Here is a 19,492-nt window from a genome sequence, read left to right as displayed (position 1 = left end):
GATCAGTCGATCTGGAGCTCGCGCTTGCGCTTTTCCGCCCAGGCATTGATCAGCCGGTCGGCGATCATCGCGATGAAGGCGACACAGAGACCCGCGACGATGCCCTGGCCGATGTCAGCCCGCGTCAGCGCGATATACACCTCCTGGCCGAGATCGTTGGTCCCGACGAGCGCCGTGATCACCAGCATGGACAGCGCCATCATGATGGTCTGGTTCAACCCCAGCATCAGCTCGGGCATGGCCAGCGGCAGCTGAACCTTCCACAGAAGCTGCGAGGGCCGGCAGCCGGCCATGGTGCCGGCTTCGATGATGTTGGCCGGAACCCGCCGGATGCCGTGGTCAGCGTAGCGGACCGCCGGTGCGAGCGCATAGAGCACGATCGCGATCATCGCGGAGAAGTCGCCGACCGCGAAGAGCATGACGACCGGGATCAGATACACGAAGCTCGGAAGGGTCTGCAGCGTGTCGATCGTGGTTTGTGCGACCCGGCGGAACCCGTCGTGCCGGGCCGACAGAATGCCGATCGGGATGCCGATCAGGCTCGCGAACACCACCGAGAGCCCGCAGAGATAGACCGAGATCATCGCCTTCTCCCAGTTGCCGGTGAGCGCGATGAACGCCGCCATCAGGGAGACAGCAACGGCCAGCCGGGCGCCGCCGAGGCGCAGGCCGGCGACGGCGAGAACGGCGATCACGCCGAGCCAGGGGGCGTCCACCAGGAACCGCTTCAGCGGAACCAGGACGTAGATCAGCAGGAACGCTTTGATCGCATCCAGATAGTCGTAAAGGTGGACGTTGATGAACTCGACGAGACGGTCCCAGAACGGGCCGGTGTCGAGCACCATCGACTGGGGATAGATCGCGATTGCGGGATTGATGGCCGTAACGAGCAGGCTCGCCAGGATGAACGCCACGAACACAACCGCCGTGGCATGGCGCTGCAAGAAGCTCATACCCTGCTCGAGATGGAGCGGCTGCTTCTGGCGGTAGACGAAGGCCTGGCTCAGGCGGTCGAGCGAGATGGCCAGGAGGGTGATTGCGATACCGGCTTCGAGCCCGTCGCCGATGGCCAGCCGCCGGAGCGAGGTCAGCACGTCGCGGCCCAGTCCGCCGGCGCCGATCATGGAGGCGATGATCACCATGTTCAGGGACAGCATGATCACCTGGTTGACGCCGACCATCAGGCTCGGCCGGGCGGTCGGCAGCAGGATGCGCCACAGCATCTGGCGCGGCGTGCAGCCGGCCATGTCGCCCAGCTCGACGACCTCGGGCGGAACGCTGCGCAGCGCGAGCATTGTCACCCGGACCATCGGCGGCATCGCGTAGATGATCGTGGCGATCATCGCGGAGACCGGACCGAAGCCGAACAGGAACAGGACCGGGACCAGATAGGCGAACACCGGCACCGTCTGCATCAGGTCGAGCACCGGCTTGATGATGTCGGCGAAGGTTTCGTAGCGGTGCGCCAGAATGCCGAGCGAGATGCCCACGATCACGCCGACGGGAACCGCGACCAGGATCGAGGACAGCGTGATCATCGCGCTTTCCCACTGTCCGAAGACGGCGAGATAGGCGAAGCAGAAGAAGGCGAGCAGCGCCAGGCTGCGGCCGCCGAAGCGCCAGCCGAGCCAGGTGACGGCGGCGACGACCCCGAACCAGGGGATGGGCGGAACGAAGATGGCGCCCGCGCCGGTGGGCAGATCCCATCCCGTCGACAGGACGGCGATGCAGGCGCGAAGCGGGAGGCCGAGCACCCAGGCGATGGCGCGGGTCAGTTCCTTGAAGGTGAAGAGCCCGAACGAGAGATCGTCGACGAGCCAGTCCATCGCCGCCGTGATCCAGCCCTTCAGGGGCAGGATCCAGACCGATGCGGGGTCGCCGATCCAGGGCACAAGGGGCGCCAGATACCACAGGCCGACGAGCACCGCGATCGCGGCCAGCCAGAGCAGCTTGCCGGTTACCGGTTTCGCGGCGGGAGCAGAGAGCGGGGTCGTGGCGACGGTCATGCCGACTCCGCCAGAATCGCGATCACCGCCTCGCGGTCGACCTGCCCGATCCGGGTGCCGCGCCGGTTCACCACCACGAACGGCTTGCCGGAGGCGACGAGGTCGCCCGCGAACGAGGAGATCCGGTCGCCGGGCTTGACCTCGCCGCCATAGTCGGTGCCGTCGACCGGAGCCGTCATGATCGACCGTGCGGACAGGACCTTGGAGCGCGCGACGTTGCGGGTGAACTCTTCGACATAGGGCGTGGCCGGCCGGACCACGAGATCCTCCGGCGTGCCCACCTGGACAATCTCGCCCTGGTTCATGATGGCGATGCGGTCGGCGAGGCGGATGGCCTCGTCGAAGTCGTGAGTGATGAAGACGATCGACTTGTGAAGCAGACGCTGCAGGCGCAGGAACTCGTCCTGCATTTCGCGCCGGATCAGCGGGTCCAGCGCGGAAAACGGCTCGTCGAGGAACCAGAGTTCGGGCTCGCTGGCGAGCGAGCGGGCAATGCCGACGCGCTGCTGCTGTCCGCCGGACAGCGCGCGCGGGAAGTCGAGCTCCCGGCCGCCGAGCCCGACCAGCTCGATCACCTCCATCGCCCGCTGCTCACGGGTGGCGCGGTCCACACCCTGGATCTCCAGCGGGAAGGTGACGTTGCCCAGCACGGTCAGGTGGGGCAGCAGCGCGAAGTGCTGGAACACCATTCCCATCTTGTGGCGGCGGATGTCGATCAGCTCCTTGCGGGAGCAGGCCAGCAGGTCCTGACCTTCGAAGACGAGTTCACCGACCGTCGGCTGCAGGAGCAGCGACAGGCAGCGGATGATGGTGGACTTGCCGGAGCCCGAGAGGCCCATGATGACGAAGATCTCGCCGTCATGGACGTCGAGGGAGGCATCGCGGACCGCGGGCGTCAGACCGGCCTTGTCCAGCGCCTCGCTCGACGGACGGCCGCCGTAACGCTCGAGGAACTCGCGCGCCTCGTCCGCATCGTCGCCGAAGATCTTCCAAAGCCCCTTGCAGGAGAGCTTGACGCTGCGGTCGTCATCGCTGTCGGCGGACAGCGGACTGGCGGATTGGTTGGCGGTAACGGACTCGGACATGAACCTGACGTTGGACGGAGGAACGGACGGACGTGAGGGTCGGTGCGGGCGCGGCCGCGTCTCACTGTCTCACGAAAACGCTCGAACGGGGGTGCAGCGGATTGGCCGCAAAAATGCGGGCGGGGCGCAGACCGCCCCGCCCGTCGCTGTCGGATCAGCTCTTGGGGATCCAGCTCTTCCAGGTGTCCTGGTTGGCGTCGAGCCACTCGTCGACCACGACCTGAAGCGGCATGCCGTCAACGTCGACCTTGCCGATCATCTCGCCCATGTCGTCGTTGGTGATGGTGAAGTTGCGAATCGCCTGGTAGGCGGCCGGCCACTTCTCCTCGCCACCGGCCCAGCCGACGGCCTTGATCCAGCCATAGGGCTTGCCGCAGTCGTAGGCCATGTCCTTGTTCACGCCCCAGCTCGGATCCTCGTAGCAGGCATCCTCGTATTCCGGGAACTTGATCCATTCGCCTTCGAACTGGATCGGGGCCCAGTGCGGCGCGTAGATCCAGGCCAGAATCGGCTTCTTGCGCTGATAGGCCGACTGAACTTCGGCCAGAAGGGCGGCGTCGGTGCCGGCGTGGATCACCTCGTAGTCCAGGCCGAGCGCCTCGATGCGCTCTTCGTCATGACCGCCCCAGGTCACCGGCCCGCCAAGATAGCGGCCCTTCGGGCTGGTCTCGGGAGAAGCGAACAGCTCGGCACAGTCGTTCAGCGCTTCCCAGTCGGGCAGACCCGGACAATCTTCCTTCACGTAGGCCGGGAACCACCATTCCTCCTTGGCCTCCATGCCGGTCTCGCCGAGATCGACGGTGTCGCCGGTCTTCAGCGACTCCTCCAGCGCGTCCTTGCCGGTGGTCTCCCAGATCTCCATGGCGACGTCGAGATCGCCGCTCTCCAGACCGGCGAACTGGGCGAGATAGTCGGCCTGCACGTATTCGACGTTGTAGCCCATCTCTTCCAGGACCCCGCCCATGAGCCGGGTGGTGATCTCCTGACCGGTCCAGTCGTTGACGGTCATCTTGATCGGATCGTCGGATTCCGGAACGCTCTGCGCGAAGGCCGTGCCGGCGGCGGCGGCCAGGATGGTGCCGCCCAGAAGCAGGCGGGCGCTGGCTTTCGCAATCGAGTGTCGGCTTGTCATCTAGGTCTCCCCTTGCGGTGTGGTCTCAACCGAGTCGCGCCGGGCCGGGAGGCTACCGACGCCTGGGATCCCGAGCGTCCCGCCCAAGGCGAAGGTACCGCTCAAGATCCGGGACGAGCGAAGACGACCCCCCTTCCGGAGAGCCATCCGCGGTCGCCGACTTCGAAAATCCAACACATCTTGCGGCGCAAAAACCACAACTGTCAACCGAAAGACCACAAAAAGCCACAAATGCGGGCTGCCACTATGCGGAGACTCGTGGTAAATCGTGAGGCATGGCGCCAACTTGACGGTCTCGTCCCAACATGATCGTCCCGAACCCCATTGCCGAGGGAGAAGCTGGACCCGTGCACAAGACTGCCCGCTACAGTGCCATCATGCACGCCCTTGAAACCTCAGGCTCCTGTTCGGTCGCCGATCTGACGCGCCGGCTCGGCGTGTCCGACGAAACGGTCAGACGCGACATCAAGGCGCTGGCCGCGCGCGGCCTGGTCGAACGGGTGCACGGTGCCGTCCTGCTGCCCGAACGCACCGCCGAGGCGGAGTTCGAAAAGCGAATGGCGCTGAACGCCGCGGAAAAGGCAGCGATCGCCCGCCGAGCGGCCGAGGAGATCCAGGACGGCGACGCCGTGATGATCGACAACGGCGCGACCACCGCCTACGTGGCGCGGGCGTTGCTGGCCCGACGTGACCTGTTCGTCATCACCAACGGAACCGACATCGCCCGCACGCTGGTGCGCGGCAAGGGCAACCGGGTGCATCTCGCCGGAGGAGAAATCCGCGCCAGCGACAACGCCGCCTTCGGCGAGACCACCATCCAGTTCATCCGCAACTTCCGCGCCCGCTACGCAATCCTGTCCATCGGCGCCGTCCATCCCCAGGGCGGCTTCATGGACTTCCATCTTCAGGAGGCGGAACTGGCGCGGGCGATGATCGAGCAATCCACCCACTCGATGGTGGTGGCGGACCACACCAAGTTCCGGACCCAGGCCCCGGTCAAGGTCTGCGGGCTGGACGGGATCGGCACGCTGGTTTGCGACCAGCCGCCGCCGGAGCCGCTCGCCGAAGCGCTCACCCACTACGAGGCCCGCGTCCTGAGCGTGTCTGAGGAAGGCCAGCCGGAGCCCGAGCTGGCCCCTCTCTAGAGCCTTCCGGACGGGCACGAGACCCGACCGGAAGGAAAAGCCGCGCGGGGGAACCACGCGCCAGGAGCGGCGGATCAGCCCTTGCGCACGGCGGCCAGATGATCGGCGAAGTCGGGGCTCGCCATCAGGGCCTTGCAGCGGGCGAAGCGCTCTTCCGAATAGGCCCAGAAGTCCTCAGCCGGATTGCCGTCGGCGTGCTGGATCAGGCCCCAGAGCGTCCACAGCAGGTCGCACATGGCCTTGTAGATGACCATCCGGCCGAAGGTCGCCGCGTCGACCGGGCCGTCGCAGTAGGCTTCCATCATTTCCCGGTCGTGCTCAGCCGTGAACCCCGCCTCCACCGAGAGATCGCCGAGATCCCAGAGCGGATCGTTCATTCCCGAATACTCCCAGTCGACGATCCACATGCGATCGCCCGCATCGAGGAAGTTCTCGCACAGCGGATCGCAATGGCACGGGGCAAGGGCTGCCGGATGCGCGTCCAGCGCCTCGCGGACCGCTTCGGCCTCCGCCACCACGTCATGATAACCGTCGGGAAGCTGGGCGTTCTTCTCGCCGAGCAGCTTCAGATAGTCGTCGATCATGGAGAACAGCTCGAAGCGGAACTCGAAGGTCTGGCCGCTGGTGTGGAGCTGCTTGAACGCCCTCGCGGCGCGGGTCGGTGCGCCGGGGGTCGTACGGAACAGATCCGGAGACATGGTCGGCGCATCGATGTAGTCGGCGAGCATCAGCCCGCTGTCGGCGTCGAAATGAAAAACCTCCGGAGACACACCGGCCCTCGCCGCAGCGACCGCGTTATGGGATTCCACCTTGCGGTCGATGTAGCTCTCGGTGCCTTCTCCCGGGATGCGGAGGAGATAGGTCTTCCCCTCCCGCACCACCTTGAAGACGATGTTGGTGAGCCCGCCCAGCCGTTCGATGGCAACCTCGCTCGCAGAGACGCCTTCGAAACCGGGAACGGTCCGGAGGCGGGCAAGGGCCGTGTCGGTGTCCATACGCTCATCTCCATTTTGGCAGCCGGCGCGGCCGGCCGCATCAGTCATCAAATTGTTGGAAATCGTTGGATATGTATCGCTTGAACGGCCCATATCCGTCAAACTTCCAAAAATAACCACATCGGGTTATCATCCCCCCATCCCGCGTTTCAAGCGCACGTGACCCGAGCGTCCGGCTCGCATCGTCACGCGCGTGCCCCACGAAACCCTGAGAAGAGAGTTCCATGAGCAACGATCCAGCCAAAAGCCTTGATGTCGTCTATGCCGCGGAGAACACCGCGGACGTGGCCAAGAGGTACGACGACTGGGCCAAGCGCTACGACACGGAGATGGCCACCCTCGGCTATCGCCATCCCAACATCTGCCTGGCCATGCTGACCCGCTACCTGCCCCGCGGCGAGGGACCGGTGCTCGATGCCGGCGCCGGGACCGGACTGCTCGGCGAGTGGATGGACATTGTCGGCTACAAGAACGCCGAGGCGCTGGATATTTCCGAAGGCATGCTGGAAGTCGCGCGCGGCAAGAACGTCTATTCCGCGTTCCACGTGGCCGCCCTCGGCGAAACGCTGCCGATGGCCGACAACACCTACGCGGCGATCGTCGCGGCCGGCGTGTTCACGGTCGGCCATGTCGGCAAGGAAGGCTTCGACGAGCTGATCCGCATCACCCGACCCGGCGGCTTCCTGGTCGTGACGATCAAGGATTCGCTCTACAACGAGGGCCTCGGCGACCATCTGAAGGCGCTCGAAGCCAAGGGCGTGTGGACGATCGTGGAAGAGACGCCGTCCTACGTTTCCATGCCGGGCCGGCCCGACACGGTGCCGAGCCGTGCCGTGGTGCTGAAGGTCCTTTAGATCCGATCAGGGGGCCGGCGGCTCAGGCCGCCGCCCCTTCCGGCCAAGCATCCAGCCGGTCGAACAGCGCTTCCAGTTCATCGATGCCGCCGATCACGTGATCGGCTTCCGCCTCCAGTTCCTCGCGGCTGGCGGTTCCGGTCAGAACGCCAACACAGAGCGCGCAGCCGGCCGCACGACCCATCCGGATGTCGTGCAGATTGTCGCCGACCACGGCGACCTCTCCGGGCTCAAGCCCATTGTCCCGACAGAACGCCAGCACCATGCCCGGCTGCGGCTTGCCGCCGTGGCCGCTGTCGTAGCCGGCGACGAAGAATGTGTGCCCGTCCAGGCCGATCGATTTCAGTGTCGCCCGCGCTCCGGCCGCGCTGTCGCTCGTGGCCACCCCGACGGCGACCCCCCGCGCAAGCAGCCGTTCGAACAGCGCGGCGAGATCGGTGACCGCGACGGAGCCTTCGGCCCCCTCCGTGAAGATGGCGTCCAGCGCTTCCACCAAAGTCGCGTGATCGTGCGAGGCGCCCGCCCCAACCCATGCCTCGGCGATCTCGCCGGTATGGCCGGCGGCCAGAAGACTGCCGCCTGCGACGACGTGGGTCTGCGGATCGTGCCCACCGAGCGCGAGAAGCCGCGCCTTGAGATCCGGATCGCCACTTGCTGCGTGTTCGGCGGCACGGACGTTGATCGGCACCCATGTGCGGGCATAGTCGACGAGGGTTCCGTCCTTGTCGAACACGATGCCTTTGATTTTCGACATTGGAATTCCGCTTTCCGAGTGACGGGTTCGCCGGCCTTCGCGCAACCGCCCGAAGGCGCGCGCCGGAAGCCGGAGGGGAGGTTTCGGAGAGGCCATACACGAGCCGGCCAAGGCGGCAAAGGGCGCCCGGCCTGCAACCGGATCCCAAACTCCCGTTGCATTCGGCGAATTGGCCACGTTGCCACCGCCGGAACCGTCTGAGAAAGAGGATGCGGGTACCGTCGCACGTTTCCGCACCAGTCGCGGGACGGAAGGCCCGGTCGCCAGAAAAGAAAAAGGATCACGTCATGAAAACTGTCAGGAAATCCCTGGCCCGGCTCGCCGCCACAACGATCGCTGCGGCCATTGCCTTCGTTCCCGCCGCTCAGGCCTGTACGGGAATCACGCTGACGGCGCAGGACGGGACCGTCGTCCGCGCCCGGACGATGGAATTCAACGTCAACCTGAAGTCGGAGGTCATCCTGGTTCCGCGCGGCTACGAGCGCACCGGGACGACGCCGGACGGCAAGCCCGGCCTCAAGTGGAAAGCCAAGTACGCCAATGTCGGGACCAACCCCGAGGGCCTTCCCTATGTCGTCGACGGTTTGAACGAGAAGGGCCTGTCGATGGGGCTGTTCTATTTCGATCAGTCGGCCAAGTATCAGCCCTATTCGCCCGACGATGCCGCGAAGACGATGGCGTCCTGGCAGCTCGGGTCGTACATCCTCGACAACTTTGCGACCGTCGATGAAGTGAAGGCGGCGTTGCCGGACATCGTCGTCGCGCCGGTGGTCTTCGAGGCGTTCGGCATCATTCTGCCGGTGCACTTCATCGTCACCGATCCGACCGGCGCCTCGATCGTCATCGAGTATGTCGGCGGCGAATTGACCATCCACGACAACGGAATCGGGATCATCACCAACAACCCGCCGTTCGACTGGCACATGACCAATCTGCAGAATTACGTGAACCTGGGCGTGACCAACGTCCCGCCGCAGAAGCTCGGCGACGTCACCATCCAGGGTCTGGGTCAGGGAACGGGTCTGCTCGGCATGCCGGGCGACTTCACCTCCCCGTCCCGTTTCGTGCGGGCCGCGATCTTCGCGCACGGCATCGGTCCGGTCGACGACAGCGCCGACGCCGTCTTTCAGGCCTTCCACATCCTGAACAACTTCGACATCCCGAAGGGCGTCGCACGCGCGGACGAGAAGAGCTCGGACGGCAAGATCTCGGCCGACTACACCCAGTGGACCAGCGCCAACGATCTGGCCAGCAAGCGGTTCTATTTCCGCACTTACGAGAACAGCGACATCCGCTTCGTCGACCTGACCAAGCAGAAGCTGGACGGCGCCGACATCCAGACCTGGTCGATGGGCGGCTATGAGACCGCCCAAGAGGTGGGCGCACCGAACTAGGGCAGCCCGCCCTCCCGTCCGCACCGACGCATCCCGTCCGGACCGCACCGGTCCGGACGGCCCATTCCCGGGAACTTGACGCGCAGGCCTGCCGATGCCGTCGCACACGGTCGCCCCGTCGATCTGTGCTGGAGCCATTCCTTTTCGTTCAGATTCGGTCAATCTGACCGGGAAATGGCCTAAAGCCGCACGCCACCAATCAGCACCGCCACGGCGTCCCGAACGCCCGGCTACGTGAAGCCGAGACGCATTCCGGGACGGCTGGCCCGCGGGCCTCCTTTCCTATTCATCGTACAAGAATGCTGATTCTGCCCACTTCGAGGTTGATGGGCCGATTATTCACGCCTAATAGTATGACAAATAACAACGGGAGGTTAGTTCAGGGTGCTTGCGGCGCGTTCCGATACGTCCCTTGCCGGCAACGGATCCAGCCTGACGACGGCACTCGCTGCCGAGCTCGGCCGCCGGATCGCTTCCGGCCGTCTGGGAGCCGGCGACCTGCTGCCGACCGAATCCGAGATTCAGCTCGAATTCGGGGTATCGCGTACCGTCGTGCGCGAGGCCATCCGTCATCTCTCCAGCAAGGGTCTGGTCTCGGTGCGCCCCAAGGTGGGCACGAAGGTCCGCCCGGAGACCGACTGGAACATGCTCGACGGTGAGGTGATGCGCTGGCATCTGCTCGCCGAGACGCCGCGTCCCTTCATCGAGGCGCTTTACGAGATGCGCCTCATCAACGAGCCGGCGGCCGCCCGGATGGCAGCCACCCGCATCGGCGACGAGGACCGGCGCGCCCTCTCGGCGGCACTGGAGGGGATGGCCCGGCATCCGCGCGGCTCCCAGGAGCTGATCGACGCCGATCTCGCCTTCCACCGCATCGTCCTGCAGGCGACCGGCAACCCGATCCTGCGGTCGCTCGGCGCCATGATCGAAAGCTCGCTCTCGATTTCCTTCTCCCTGAGCTGGCGGCAGAACCCCCAGGAAGAGACCGTCCGGCAGCACGCCCTCGTTCACGACGCCATCGTCGCCGGCGACGACGTGCTGGCCGAGATCTACATGCGGCGCCTGATCGAGAGCGCCTTCAACGACGTCATCCTGGCGCTCTACGACGAAGGCGGCGCCGCGAGCCCGGAAGACGACCGGTCCACGCCGGCCGCCTGACCCGATAATCGGGCGACGGACGCTCCGCGTCCGCCGCTCCAAGACCGACGGCGCCGCGCATCGCGAACGCGGCCCGCACCCAAGACAGCCGACGCCCCTCCACCGGGCGCAAGCGGCTCAACGAAAGCGGAGGAAACGATGACATTTCTGAAGACCGTCACCGCTGCGGCGCTTGCCGCAGGCATGCTCACAGCCGGAATCGGCGCCGCCGTCGCACAGGCCGAGGGCACCGTCGGCATCGCCATGCCAACGAAATCGTCGTCGCGCTGGATCGCCGACGGCAACAACATGGTGAAACAGTTCGAGGAGCAGGGGTACCAGACGGACCTGCAGTACGCCGAGGACGACATCCCGAACCAGCTCTCCCAAGTGGAGAACATGGTGACCAAGGGCGTCGACGCCCTGGTGATCGCGTCGATCGACGGGACCACGCTGTCGAACGTCCTCGCCAATGCCTCCGCGATGGGCATCCCGGTGATCGCCTACGACCGGCTGATCCGCGACACGCCGGACGTCGACTACTACGCCACCTTCGACAACTTCCAGGTGGGCGTCCAGCAGGGTGAATCCCTGGTTGCCGGCCTGGAGCAGCGCTTCCCCGACGCGCAGACCTGGAACGTCGAGCTGTTCGGCGGCTCGCCGGACGACAACAACGCCTACTTCTTCTACGACGGCGCCATGAGCGTGCTGCAGCCGCTCATCGATGAGGGCAAGATCGAGATCGTCTCCGGCCAGACCGGGATGGACACCGTCGGCACGCTGCGCTGGGACGGCTCGGTCGCCCAGTCCCGGATGGATAACCTGCTCTCCGCCAACTACACCGACAAGCAGGTGCACGGCGTGCTGTCGCCCTATGACGGCCTGTCGATCGGCATCATCTCGTCGCTCAAGGGCGTCGGCTACGGCTCCGGCGACATGCCGATGCCGATCGTCACCGGCCAGGATGCCGAGATCCCCTCGGTCAAGGCGATTCTGCGCGGCGACCAGTACTCGACCATCTTCAAGGACACCCGCGAGCTGGCGAAGGTCACCGTGGCCATGGTCGACGACGTGCTCAACGACAAGGAGCCGGAGGTGAACGACACCAAGACCTACGACAACGGGGTCAAGGTGGTGCCGTCCTATCTGCTCAAGCCGGTGCTGGTGACGAAGGACAACATCCGCCAGGTGCTGGTCGACAGCGGCTACTACACCGAAGACCAGCTCTACTGAGCACCCGCGCGCGTCCCCGAGGGGACGCCTCGCGATCCCCTTCGGGGCGCGCCGCCCGGGCGCGCCCTCCCTCCCGGTGCGCCCGGGTCCCCTTTTCCAGAGCGCTGAACGATGACGCCGATCCTCGAAATGCACGGCATCACCAAGACGTTTCCCGGCGTGGTGGCGCTCAAGGACGTGCACCTGAGCGTGCGCCAAGGCGAGATCCATGCGCTGGTCGGCGAGAACGGCGCGGGCAAGTCCACCCTGATGAAGGTGCTGTCGGGGGTCTATCCGCACGGCAGCTATGACGGCCGCATCGTCTATCAGGGCGAGGAATGCCGCTTCTCCGGCATCACCGACAGCGAACGCCTTGGCATCATCATCATCCATCAGGAGCTGGCCCTGATCCCGCTGCTCTCGATCGCCGAGAACATCTTTCTCGGCAACGAGCGCGCCCGGGCCGGCGTGATCGACTGGGGCGAGACGTTCCGGCGCACGCGCGAGCTTCTGGCGCGCGTCGGCCTGAAGGAAGCCCCGAACACCCGGGTGACCGATCTCGGCCTCGGAAAGCAGCAGCTGGTCGAAATCGCCAAGGCGCTGTCGAAGGAGGTCAAGCTCCTCATCCTCGACGAGCCGACCTCGAGCCTCAACGAGACCGACAGCGAGGCGCTGCTGGACCTGCTCCTCGAGTTCAAGCGCCGCGGCATCTCCTCGATCCTGATCTCCCACAAGCTGAACGAGATCGCGCGCGTCGCCGATACCATCACCGTGCTCCGCGACGGCGCCAGCATCTCCACCATCGACTGTTCCGGCGGTCCGGCCAGCGAGGACGCGATCATCCGCGACATGGTCGGCCGCAACCTGGAGGACCGCTTCCCCAAGCGCGACCCGAAGGTCGGCGAGACGGTTCTCGAGGTCCGCAACTGGACCGTCCACCACCCCCTGCATCCGGACCGCAAGGTGGTCGACGACGTCAGCTTCCACGTCCGCCGTGGCGAGGTGGTCGGCATCGCCGGGCTGATGGGCGCCGGTCGCACCGAACTCGCCATGAGCCTGTTCGGCCGGTCCTACGGCACCCGCATCTCCGGCGAGGCCCTCGTCAACGGCCAGCCGGCCGATGTCTCCACCGTCTCCCGCGCGATCGACGCCGGCATCTGCTACGCCACCGAGGACCGCAAGACCTACGGCCTCGTCCTCGACGAGACGATCCGGCGCAACATCCCGCTCGCCAACCTTCAGGGCGTATCGAACGGCCTCGTCGTCGACGACGCGCGCGAGCTTGCCGTTGCCGGCGACTACCGCCAGCGGATGCGCATCAAGAGTTCGAGCGTCGCCCAGGAGGTGGTCAACCTGTCGGGCGGCAACCAGCAGAAGGTTGTTCTGTCGAAGTGGCTGTTCGCGGGGCCGGAGGTGCTGATCCTCGACGAGCCCACCCGCGGCATCGACGTCGGCGCCAAGACCGAGATCTACACCGTCATCGCCGAGCTCGCCGCCGCGGGCAAGGCGATCGTCATGATCTCCTCGGAGATGCCCGAACTCCTCGGCGTCTCCGACCGCATCTACGTCATGAACGAAGGCCGGTTCGTCGGCGAACTCGACGCGGAAAGCGCGTCGCAGGAAGCGATCATGTCGCTCATCATCCGCTCCGGCCAGGGCAGGTAAGGACATGTCTCAAGACGTCAGCGACTCCATCGATCTTCCGAAGGCCGGCTCCGGCGGGCAGGGCGGAGGCCATCTCGCCTTCCTGCGGCGCCACATGCGCGAATACGGCATCCTGATCGCGCTGATCGTGATCATGGCGTTCTTCCAGATCATGACCGACGGCATCCTGATGAAGCCGGTCAATCTGACCAACCTGATCCTGCAGAACAGCTACATCGTCATCATGGCGGTGGGCATGCTGCTGGTCATCGTTTCCGGCAACATCGACCTGTCTGTGGGGTCGGTGCTGGGCTTCATCGGCGCGCTCGCCGCCGTGATGATCGTCCAGTGGGAGATGAACTACGTCGTCGCCAGCATTCTCTGTCTCGCCGTCGGTGCCGGGATCGGCGCGATCCAGGGTTACTGGGTCGCCTACTGGAAGATCCCGTCCTTCATCGTGACGCTCGCCGGCATGCTGGTGTTCAAGGGGCTGACGCTGTGGCTGCTCGCCGGCCAGTCCGTGGGTCCGTTCCCGCGCGGCTTCCAGCTGCTCTCCTCCGGCTTCGTGCCGGACATCTTCGGCGTGGACGGCCTGAACCTGCTCTCGCTCCTGATCGGTGTCGCCGTCGCCGCCGCGATCCTCTACCTCGCGCTGCGCTCGCGCTTCGGCAACCGTTCCGGCGGCCACGACGACGAGCCGCTCGGCTTTTTTCTGGCCAAGACCTTCCTGTTCGTTGGCGCGATCCTCTACCTGGTCTGGGTCCTTGCCGGCTTCCGCGGCTTCCCGAACGTGCTCATCGTCATGGCGCTCCTGGTCAGCGTCTACTCCTTCGTCACCTCGCGCACGACGATCGGCCGGCGGATCTACGCCGTCGGCGGCAACGAGAAAGCGGCGCGCCTCTCCGGCATCAAGACGGAGCGGCTGACCTTCCTCACCTTCGCCAACATGGGGATGCTCGCCGCGCTGGCCGGCCTCGTCTTCGCCGCCCGCCTCAACACCGCGACCCCCAAGGCCGGCCTCGGCTTCGAGCTCGACGTGATCGCGGCGGTCTTCATCGGCGGCGCCTCCATGTCCGGCGGCGTGGGCACCGTTGTCGGCGCCGTGATCGGCGCCTTCATCATGGGCGTCATGAACAACGGCATGTCGATCCTGGGCATCGGCATCGACTACCAGCAGGTCATCAAGGGCATCGTCCTGCTGCTCGCCGTGATTTTCGACGTCTACAACAAGAACAAGGCCTGAGGGCCTTGCAGGAGATTGGAATGGGTTTGAGGCTGCTCCAGATCCGCGACGAACGCGGCACCCGCGGCGTCGTCGCCAGCGACGGCGGCACCACCGGCCGCCGCGTCGGCGAGGTGGAAACGGTCTACGATCTGGCCCGGCGCGCGATCAAGGCGGGTCGGTCGCTGGCCGACACCGTCGCCGCCCTCGGCGAAGGGGCGGAGGTCGATCTTGCCGAGGCGCAGGCAAACGGGAGGATCCTGGCGCCGATCGACCATCCCGACCCGGCGCACCTGCTCCTGACCGGGACCGGGCTCACCCACCTGGGCTCCGCCGAGGGCCGCGACAAGATGCACGCCAAGCAGGCGGCGGACGCCAACGAGACCGATTCCATGCGGATGTTCCGGATGGGGCTGGAAGGCGGCAAGCCGGCGAACGGCGGTCCCGGCGTGCAGCCGGAATGGTTCTACAAGGGCGACGGGTCGACGGTCGTCGGGCCCGGCGCCCCCCTCACCTCGCCGGCGTTCGCCCTCGACGGCTCCGAGGAACCGGAGATCGCGGCGATCTACGTCAACGGACCGGACGGCACGCCCTTCCGGCTCGGCTTCGCGCTCGCCAACGAGTTCTCCGACCACATCACCGAGCGCCACAACTATCTCTGGCTGGCCCATTCCAAGCTGCGGCCCGCCGCAATCGGACCGGAACTCCTCACCGGCGACCTGCCCGACGACGTGCGCGGCATCTCCCGCGTCCGCCGCGACGGCGCGGTCCTCTGGGAGGGGGAGTTCCTGACCGGCGAGGCGAACATGTCCCACGCGATCGCCAACCTGGAGCACCATCACTTCAAGTACGCGCTGTTCCGGCGTCCCGGCGACGTCCACGTCCACTTCTTCGGCACCGCCACCCTGTCCTTCTCGGCCGGCGTCGCCACGCAAGCGGGCGACGTGTTCGAGATCGAGGCAGCCCCGTTCGCACTGCCGCTGGTCAACCCGCTGGCCGAGGCCGAGGTGGCCCCCGTCACGGTGCGCCCGCTATGACGACGCGCGCGCCTGGAGATACTCTGCGCATCGGCATTGCCGGGTTCGGCAAGATCGCCCGCGACCAGCACGTCCCGGCGATCGCCGGATGCGAACGCACGACGCTCGCAGCCGTCGCCGATCCGGCCGGCGGCCTCGACGGCACGCCGAGCTTTGCGAGCCTCGACGACATGCTGCGCGAGGCTGACATCGACGCCGTGGCGGTCTGCACGCCTCCGCAGATCCGGCATGACGTCGCGCTCGCAGCCCTTGCAGCCGGCAAGCACGTGCTTCTCGAGAAGCCGCCCGGCGCCACCCTGGGCGAGGTGGACATCCTCTCCCGGACGGCCGAGCGCGCCGGCCTCACGCTGTTCGCCACCTGGCATTCGCGTCATGCGCCCGGCGTCGAGCCGGCACGCGCCTGGATCGCCGGCCGAAAGCTCCGGGCGGTGCGTGTAACCTGGAAGGAAGACGTTCGGCGCTGGCACCCGGGGCAGGCCTGGATCTTCGAGCCGGGCGGGCTCGGCGTCTTCGATCCGGGCATCAACGCCTTTTCCATTCTTACCCGGATCCTGCCGGCACCGCTGCGGGTCACCGAAGCGACGTTCCGCACGCCGGAAAACCGTACCGCGCCGATCGCGGCGGACGTGCGCTTCGCCGCCGCCGACGGAGTGGTCGTCGACGCCGCCCTCGACTTCCGCCAGGAGGGTCCACAGACCTGGGAGATCGACGTGGAGGCCGACGATGGCCGCCTCGTCCTGTCGGCGGGCGGCGCGGAACTCGCGATCGACGGCGGGGCGATCTCGCTTCCTCCGGAGGGGGAATACGCTGACATCTACACCCGGTTCGCCGACCTGGTCGCCACCGGTCAATCGGATGTCGATCCGACCCCGTTCGGCCTCGTCGCCGATGCCTTTCTGATGGCCCGCACCGAGACCGTCGACGCGTTTCACGATCCGGCCGAGGCGGGGAAGCGATGACCCTCGTTCCGCGCCCCTTCGGCCGTCTCGAAGACGGCACGCCGGTCGAGGCCGTGGACCTCACCGGCGAGGCGATCGCCGTCACCCTGACCACCCTGGGGGCGGGCATCGCCTCGCTGCGGACGCCGGACCGTAACGGGCACTTCGGAGAGACGGTGCTGCCGTTCACCTCCCTGGAAGAACGCGCGGCGTGCCCGCCCTATTGCGGTGCCTCCATCGGGCGCTTTGCCAACCGGATCGCCGGCGGCAGCTTCGAACTCGATGGCACCCGCCACCAGCTGCCCCGCAACCACGGCGCCAACTGCCTGCACGGCGGCCCCGACGGTTTCGACACCCGTGTCTGGACGATCGCCGATCTCGGGACCGATCCGATCCCGTTCGTCGTTTTCGCCCTCGACAGCCCGGACGGCGACGCCGGTTTCCCAGGACGGCTCAGGGTCGAGGCGCGCTACGCCCTCACCGGCCCGGGCGAGCTCACGGTCGAGTACTCCGCCACCACGGACCGGCCGACGGTCGTCAACCTGACCAATCACGCCTACTTCAACCTCTCCGCCGACGCAGGCGTCGGAATCGAAGCCCACCGGCTGCAGATCGAAGCCGACGCGATGCTTCCGGTCGATGACGGGCTAGTCCCGACCGGCGAGATCCGGCCGGTCGCCGGCACGGCGTTCGATTTCCGTGAGCCGAGAACGTTCACCGAGAACCTGCAGGACTGCGACGATCCCCAGGTCCTCGGGCAGCGGGGCTTCGATCATTGTTTCGTGCTGCGCGGCGGCACCACCGAAGCACCGCGGACCATCGTACGGGTCGAGGACGCCCGGTCGGGCCGACGTCTCGATCTCCTGACGACGGAGCCGGGACTGCAGCTTTACTCCGGTCACCTTCTCGCGGCTCCGGAACACGGGGCTCCGCCAGCTGTCGTCGGCGGTCCGACCGGCTTCTGCCTGGAGCCGCAACGCTTCCCGGACGCCCCCAACCAGCCGGACTTCCCGTCCGCCCGCCTCGATCCCGGCCGCACCTGCCGTCAGGTCGCGATCTACCGGTTTTCAAAGCTAGATTCCGCGCCCGACGGCGGCGCCGCAGAAAGCAGACAGTCATGATGAACCATTCCAACATCGACGGCGGCCGGAAGCTGCGTTCGCGGGCCTGGTTCGACAATCCGGGCAATCCGGACATGACGGCGCTCTATCTCGAACGCTACCTCAATTTCGGCCTGAGCCAGGAAGAGCTGCAGTCGGGAAAGCCGATCATCGGTATCGCCCAGACGGGTTCGGACCTCTCGCCCTGCAACCGCCACCATCTGGAGCTGGCCAAGCGGGTGCGCGACGGCATCCGGGAGGCCGGCGGCATTCCGATCGAGTTCCCAGTCCATCCGATCCAGGAGACCGGCAAGCGGCCGACCGCCGGCCTCGACCGCAACCTCGCCTATCTCGGCCTAGTGGAGCTTCTCTACGGCTATCCGATCGACGGCGTGGTGCTGACGATCGGCTGCGACAAGACCACGCCCGCCTGTCTGATGGCGGCGGCGACGGTGAACATCCCGGCCATCGCGCTGTCGGTCGGTCCGATGCTGAACGGCTGGTTCCGCGGCGAGCGCACCGGCTCCGGTACCATCGTCTGGAAAGCTCGCGAGCTGATGGCGCGCGGCGAGATCGACTATCCCGAGTTCGTCCGGCTGGTTGCGTCGTCCGCCCCGTCCACGGGCTTCTGCAACACGATGGGCACGGCCTCGACGATGAACGCGCTCGCCGAAGCCCTCGGCATGCAGCTTCCCGGGTCCGCCGCTATTCCCGCACCCTACAGGGACCGCCAGGAGATGGCCTGGCGCACCGGCCTGCGCATCGTCGACATGGTGCATGAGGATCTGAAGCCGACCGATATCATGACCCGCGAGGCGTTCATCAACGCCATCCGCGTCAACTCCGCTATCGGCGGATCGACCAACGCCCCGATCCATCTGAACGCCATCGCCCGCCATCTCGGCGTGGAGCTTTCGATCGACGATTGGCAGACCTACGGTGAAGAGATCCCGCTCCTGGTCAACCTGCAGCCGGCGGGCGAGTATCTCGGCGAGGACTTCTATCACGCCGGCGGCGTGCCGGCCGTGATCAATCAACTGATGCGTCACGACCTGATCGACGAGAGCCTGATCACCGCCAACGGCCAGCCGATCGGCGACAACTGCCGGGGCGCTGAGATCCTCGACGAGAACGTCATCCGTCCGATCGACGACCCGATGCTGCCCGCCGCCGGCTTCCGGGTGCTGAAGGGCAACCTGTTCGGCTCGGCCATCATGAAGCTCTCCGTCGTCTCCGACGATTTCCGGGCGCGCTATCTCTCCAATCCCGATGACCCGATGGCGTTCGAGGGACGGGCGATCGTCTTCGACGGGCCCGAGGACTACCACGCGCGCATCGACGACCCGGCGCTGGCGATCGACGAGACCTGCGTTCTGTTCATGCGCGGCGCGGGGCCGATCGGCTATCCCGGCGCGGCTGAAGTGGTGAACATGCGCGCGCCGGACTACCTCCTGAAGCGCGGCATCCAGTCGCTTCCCTGCATCGGCGACGGCCGTCAGTCCGGCACGTCCGGCTCGCCCTCGATCCTGAATGCCTCGCCGGAAGCGGCGGCAGGTGGCGGACTGGCGCTGCTGCGCGACGGCGACCGCGTGCGCATCGATCCGGGCCGCGGCCGCGCGGACATCCTCATTTCCGATGAGGAGCTCGCCGCCCGCCGGACCGAGCTTGCCGCGCGCGGCGGCTATCCGATTCCCGACGCGCAGACCCCCTGGCAGGAGCTCCAGCGTGCCGTGATCTCGCAGATGGAGGTCGGAATGGTGCTGGAACCGGCGGTCTCCTATCAGCGGATCGCACAGACCAAGGGCATCCCGCGTGACAATCACTGAGGCGACTCCAG

At 66.5% G+C, this 19,492-nt stretch carries 16 protein-coding genes; 11 read left to right on the top strand and 5 right to left on the bottom strand.

Annotation, left to right across the window (positions count from 1 at the left end):
• Nucleotides 1–2: 2 nt before the first annotated feature.
• From J2S73_RS01070 to J2S73_RS01060, 3 genes are all read right to left on the bottom strand, one after another.
• A complete protein-coding gene (locus tag J2S73_RS01070; protein ID WP_306883571.1) occupies nucleotides 3–2,006 on the bottom strand; it encodes an ABC transporter permease in 2,004 nt (667 codons plus the stop codon).
• The gene (locus J2S73_RS01065) at nucleotides 2,003–3,091 is read right to left on the bottom strand and encodes a quaternary amine ABC transporter ATP-binding protein (RefSeq protein ID WP_306883570.1); all 1,089 of its coding nucleotides are present in this window, start codon (nucleotides 3,089–3,091) and stop codon (nucleotides 2,003–2,005) included. The genes J2S73_RS01070 and J2S73_RS01065 overlap by 4 nt, the downstream gene beginning before the upstream one ends.
• Nucleotides 3,092–3,245: 154 nt before the next feature.
• Complete coding sequence (locus tag J2S73_RS01060; protein WP_306883569.1) at nucleotides 3,246–4,223, bottom strand: ABC transporter substrate-binding protein; 978 nt, start codon at nucleotides 4,221–4,223, stop codon at nucleotides 3,246–3,248.
• Nucleotides 4,224–4,570: 347 nt separating this feature from the next.
• On the opposite strand from J2S73_RS01060, the gene J2S73_RS01055 reads away from it, so the two are divergent.
• Entirely contained in the window at nucleotides 4,571–5,368 is a 798-nt protein-coding gene (locus J2S73_RS01055; RefSeq protein WP_306883568.1) for a DeoR/GlpR family DNA-binding transcription regulator, read from the top strand.
• Nucleotides 5,369–5,442: 74 nt separating this feature from the next.
• Here the strand turns inward: J2S73_RS01055 and J2S73_RS01050 are convergent, their stop codons facing one another.
• Nucleotides 5,443–6,363 carry a choline/ethanolamine kinase family protein gene (locus J2S73_RS01050; RefSeq protein ID WP_306883567.1) on the bottom strand — a complete coding sequence of 307 codons (921 nt, stop codon included), beginning with the start codon at nucleotides 6,361–6,363 and terminating at the stop codon, nucleotides 5,443–5,445.
• Between the two features lie 224 nt (nucleotides 6,364–6,587).
• Between J2S73_RS01050 and J2S73_RS01045 the strand changes: the two genes are divergently transcribed.
• Nucleotides 6,588–7,217 (top strand): class I SAM-dependent DNA methyltransferase, encoded by a 630-nt coding sequence (locus J2S73_RS01045; protein WP_306883566.1) that lies wholly within the window; start codon nucleotides 6,588–6,590, stop codon nucleotides 7,215–7,217.
• A gap of 22 nt (nucleotides 7,218–7,239) precedes the next feature.
• Here J2S73_RS01045 and J2S73_RS01040 read toward each other — a convergent pair whose 3' ends face one another.
• Nucleotides 7,240–7,971 (bottom strand): HAD family hydrolase, encoded by a 732-nt coding sequence (locus J2S73_RS01040; RefSeq protein ID WP_370874371.1) that lies wholly within the window; start codon nucleotides 7,969–7,971, stop codon nucleotides 7,240–7,242.
• 287 nt (nucleotides 7,972–8,258) lie between these two features.
• Between J2S73_RS01040 and J2S73_RS01035 the strand changes: the two genes are divergently transcribed.
• The 9 genes from J2S73_RS01035 (at nucleotide 8,259) to J2S73_RS00995 (ending at nucleotide 19,481) form a co-directional block, all read left to right on the top strand.
• Entirely contained in the window at nucleotides 8,259–9,365 is a 1,107-nt protein-coding gene (locus J2S73_RS01035; protein WP_306883565.1) for a linear amide C-N hydrolase, read from the top strand.
• A 384-nt stretch (nucleotides 9,366–9,749) separates the two neighbouring features.
• Nucleotides 9,750–10,523, top strand: coding sequence for a FadR/GntR family transcriptional regulator (locus J2S73_RS01030; protein ID WP_306883564.1), 774 nt, complete (start codon nucleotides 9,750–9,752; stop codon nucleotides 10,521–10,523).
• A gap of 138 nt (nucleotides 10,524–10,661) precedes the next feature.
• Nucleotides 10,662–11,735 (top strand): multiple monosaccharide ABC transporter substrate-binding protein, encoded by a 1,074-nt coding sequence (gene chvE / locus J2S73_RS01025; protein WP_306883563.1) that lies wholly within the window; start codon nucleotides 10,662–10,664, stop codon nucleotides 11,733–11,735.
• Nucleotides 11,736–11,846: 111 nt separating this feature from the next.
• Nucleotides 11,847–13,379: a multiple monosaccharide ABC transporter ATP-binding protein gene (gene mmsA, locus J2S73_RS01020; RefSeq protein WP_306883562.1), complete on the top strand. Its 1,533-nt coding sequence runs from the start codon at nucleotides 11,847–11,849 to the stop codon at nucleotides 13,377–13,379.
• A 4-nt stretch (nucleotides 13,380–13,383) separates the two neighbouring features.
• The gene (gene mmsB, locus J2S73_RS01015; protein WP_306883561.1) at nucleotides 13,384–14,601 is read left to right on the top strand and encodes a multiple monosaccharide ABC transporter permease; all 1,218 of its coding nucleotides are present in this window, start codon (nucleotides 13,384–13,386) and stop codon (nucleotides 14,599–14,601) included.
• A gap of 20 nt (nucleotides 14,602–14,621) precedes the next feature.
• Nucleotides 14,622–15,617, top strand: coding sequence for an AraD1 family protein (araD1, locus tag J2S73_RS01010; RefSeq protein WP_306883560.1), 996 nt, complete (start codon nucleotides 14,622–14,624; stop codon nucleotides 15,615–15,617).
• A complete protein-coding gene (locus J2S73_RS01005; protein ID WP_306883559.1) occupies nucleotides 15,614–16,576 on the top strand; it encodes a Gfo/Idh/MocA family protein in 963 nt (320 codons plus the stop codon). The genes araD1 and J2S73_RS01005 overlap by 4 nt, the downstream gene beginning before the upstream one ends.
• A complete protein-coding gene (locus J2S73_RS01000; protein ID WP_306883558.1) occupies nucleotides 16,573–17,676 on the top strand; it encodes an aldose epimerase family protein in 1,104 nt (367 codons plus the stop codon). Before J2S73_RS01005 ends, J2S73_RS01000 begins: the two co-directional genes overlap by 4 nt.
• On the top strand, nucleotides 17,676–19,481 hold the full coding sequence (locus J2S73_RS00995; RefSeq protein WP_306884920.1) for an IlvD/Edd family dehydratase: 1,806 nt from the start codon (nucleotides 17,676–17,678) through the stop codon (nucleotides 19,479–19,481). Before J2S73_RS01000 ends, J2S73_RS00995 begins: the two co-directional genes overlap by 1 nt.
• The last annotated feature ends 11 nt before the right edge of the window (nucleotides 19,482–19,492 follow it).

Origin of the sequence: Amorphus orientalis (genome assembly GCF_030814015.1) — a bacterium.
Taxonomy (GTDB): Bacteria; Pseudomonadota; Alphaproteobacteria; order Rhizobiales; family Amorphaceae; genus Amorphus; species Amorphus orientalis.
Note: the sequence above shows the minus strand (reverse complement) of the source record. Positions and strands in the feature narration are given on the sequence as shown.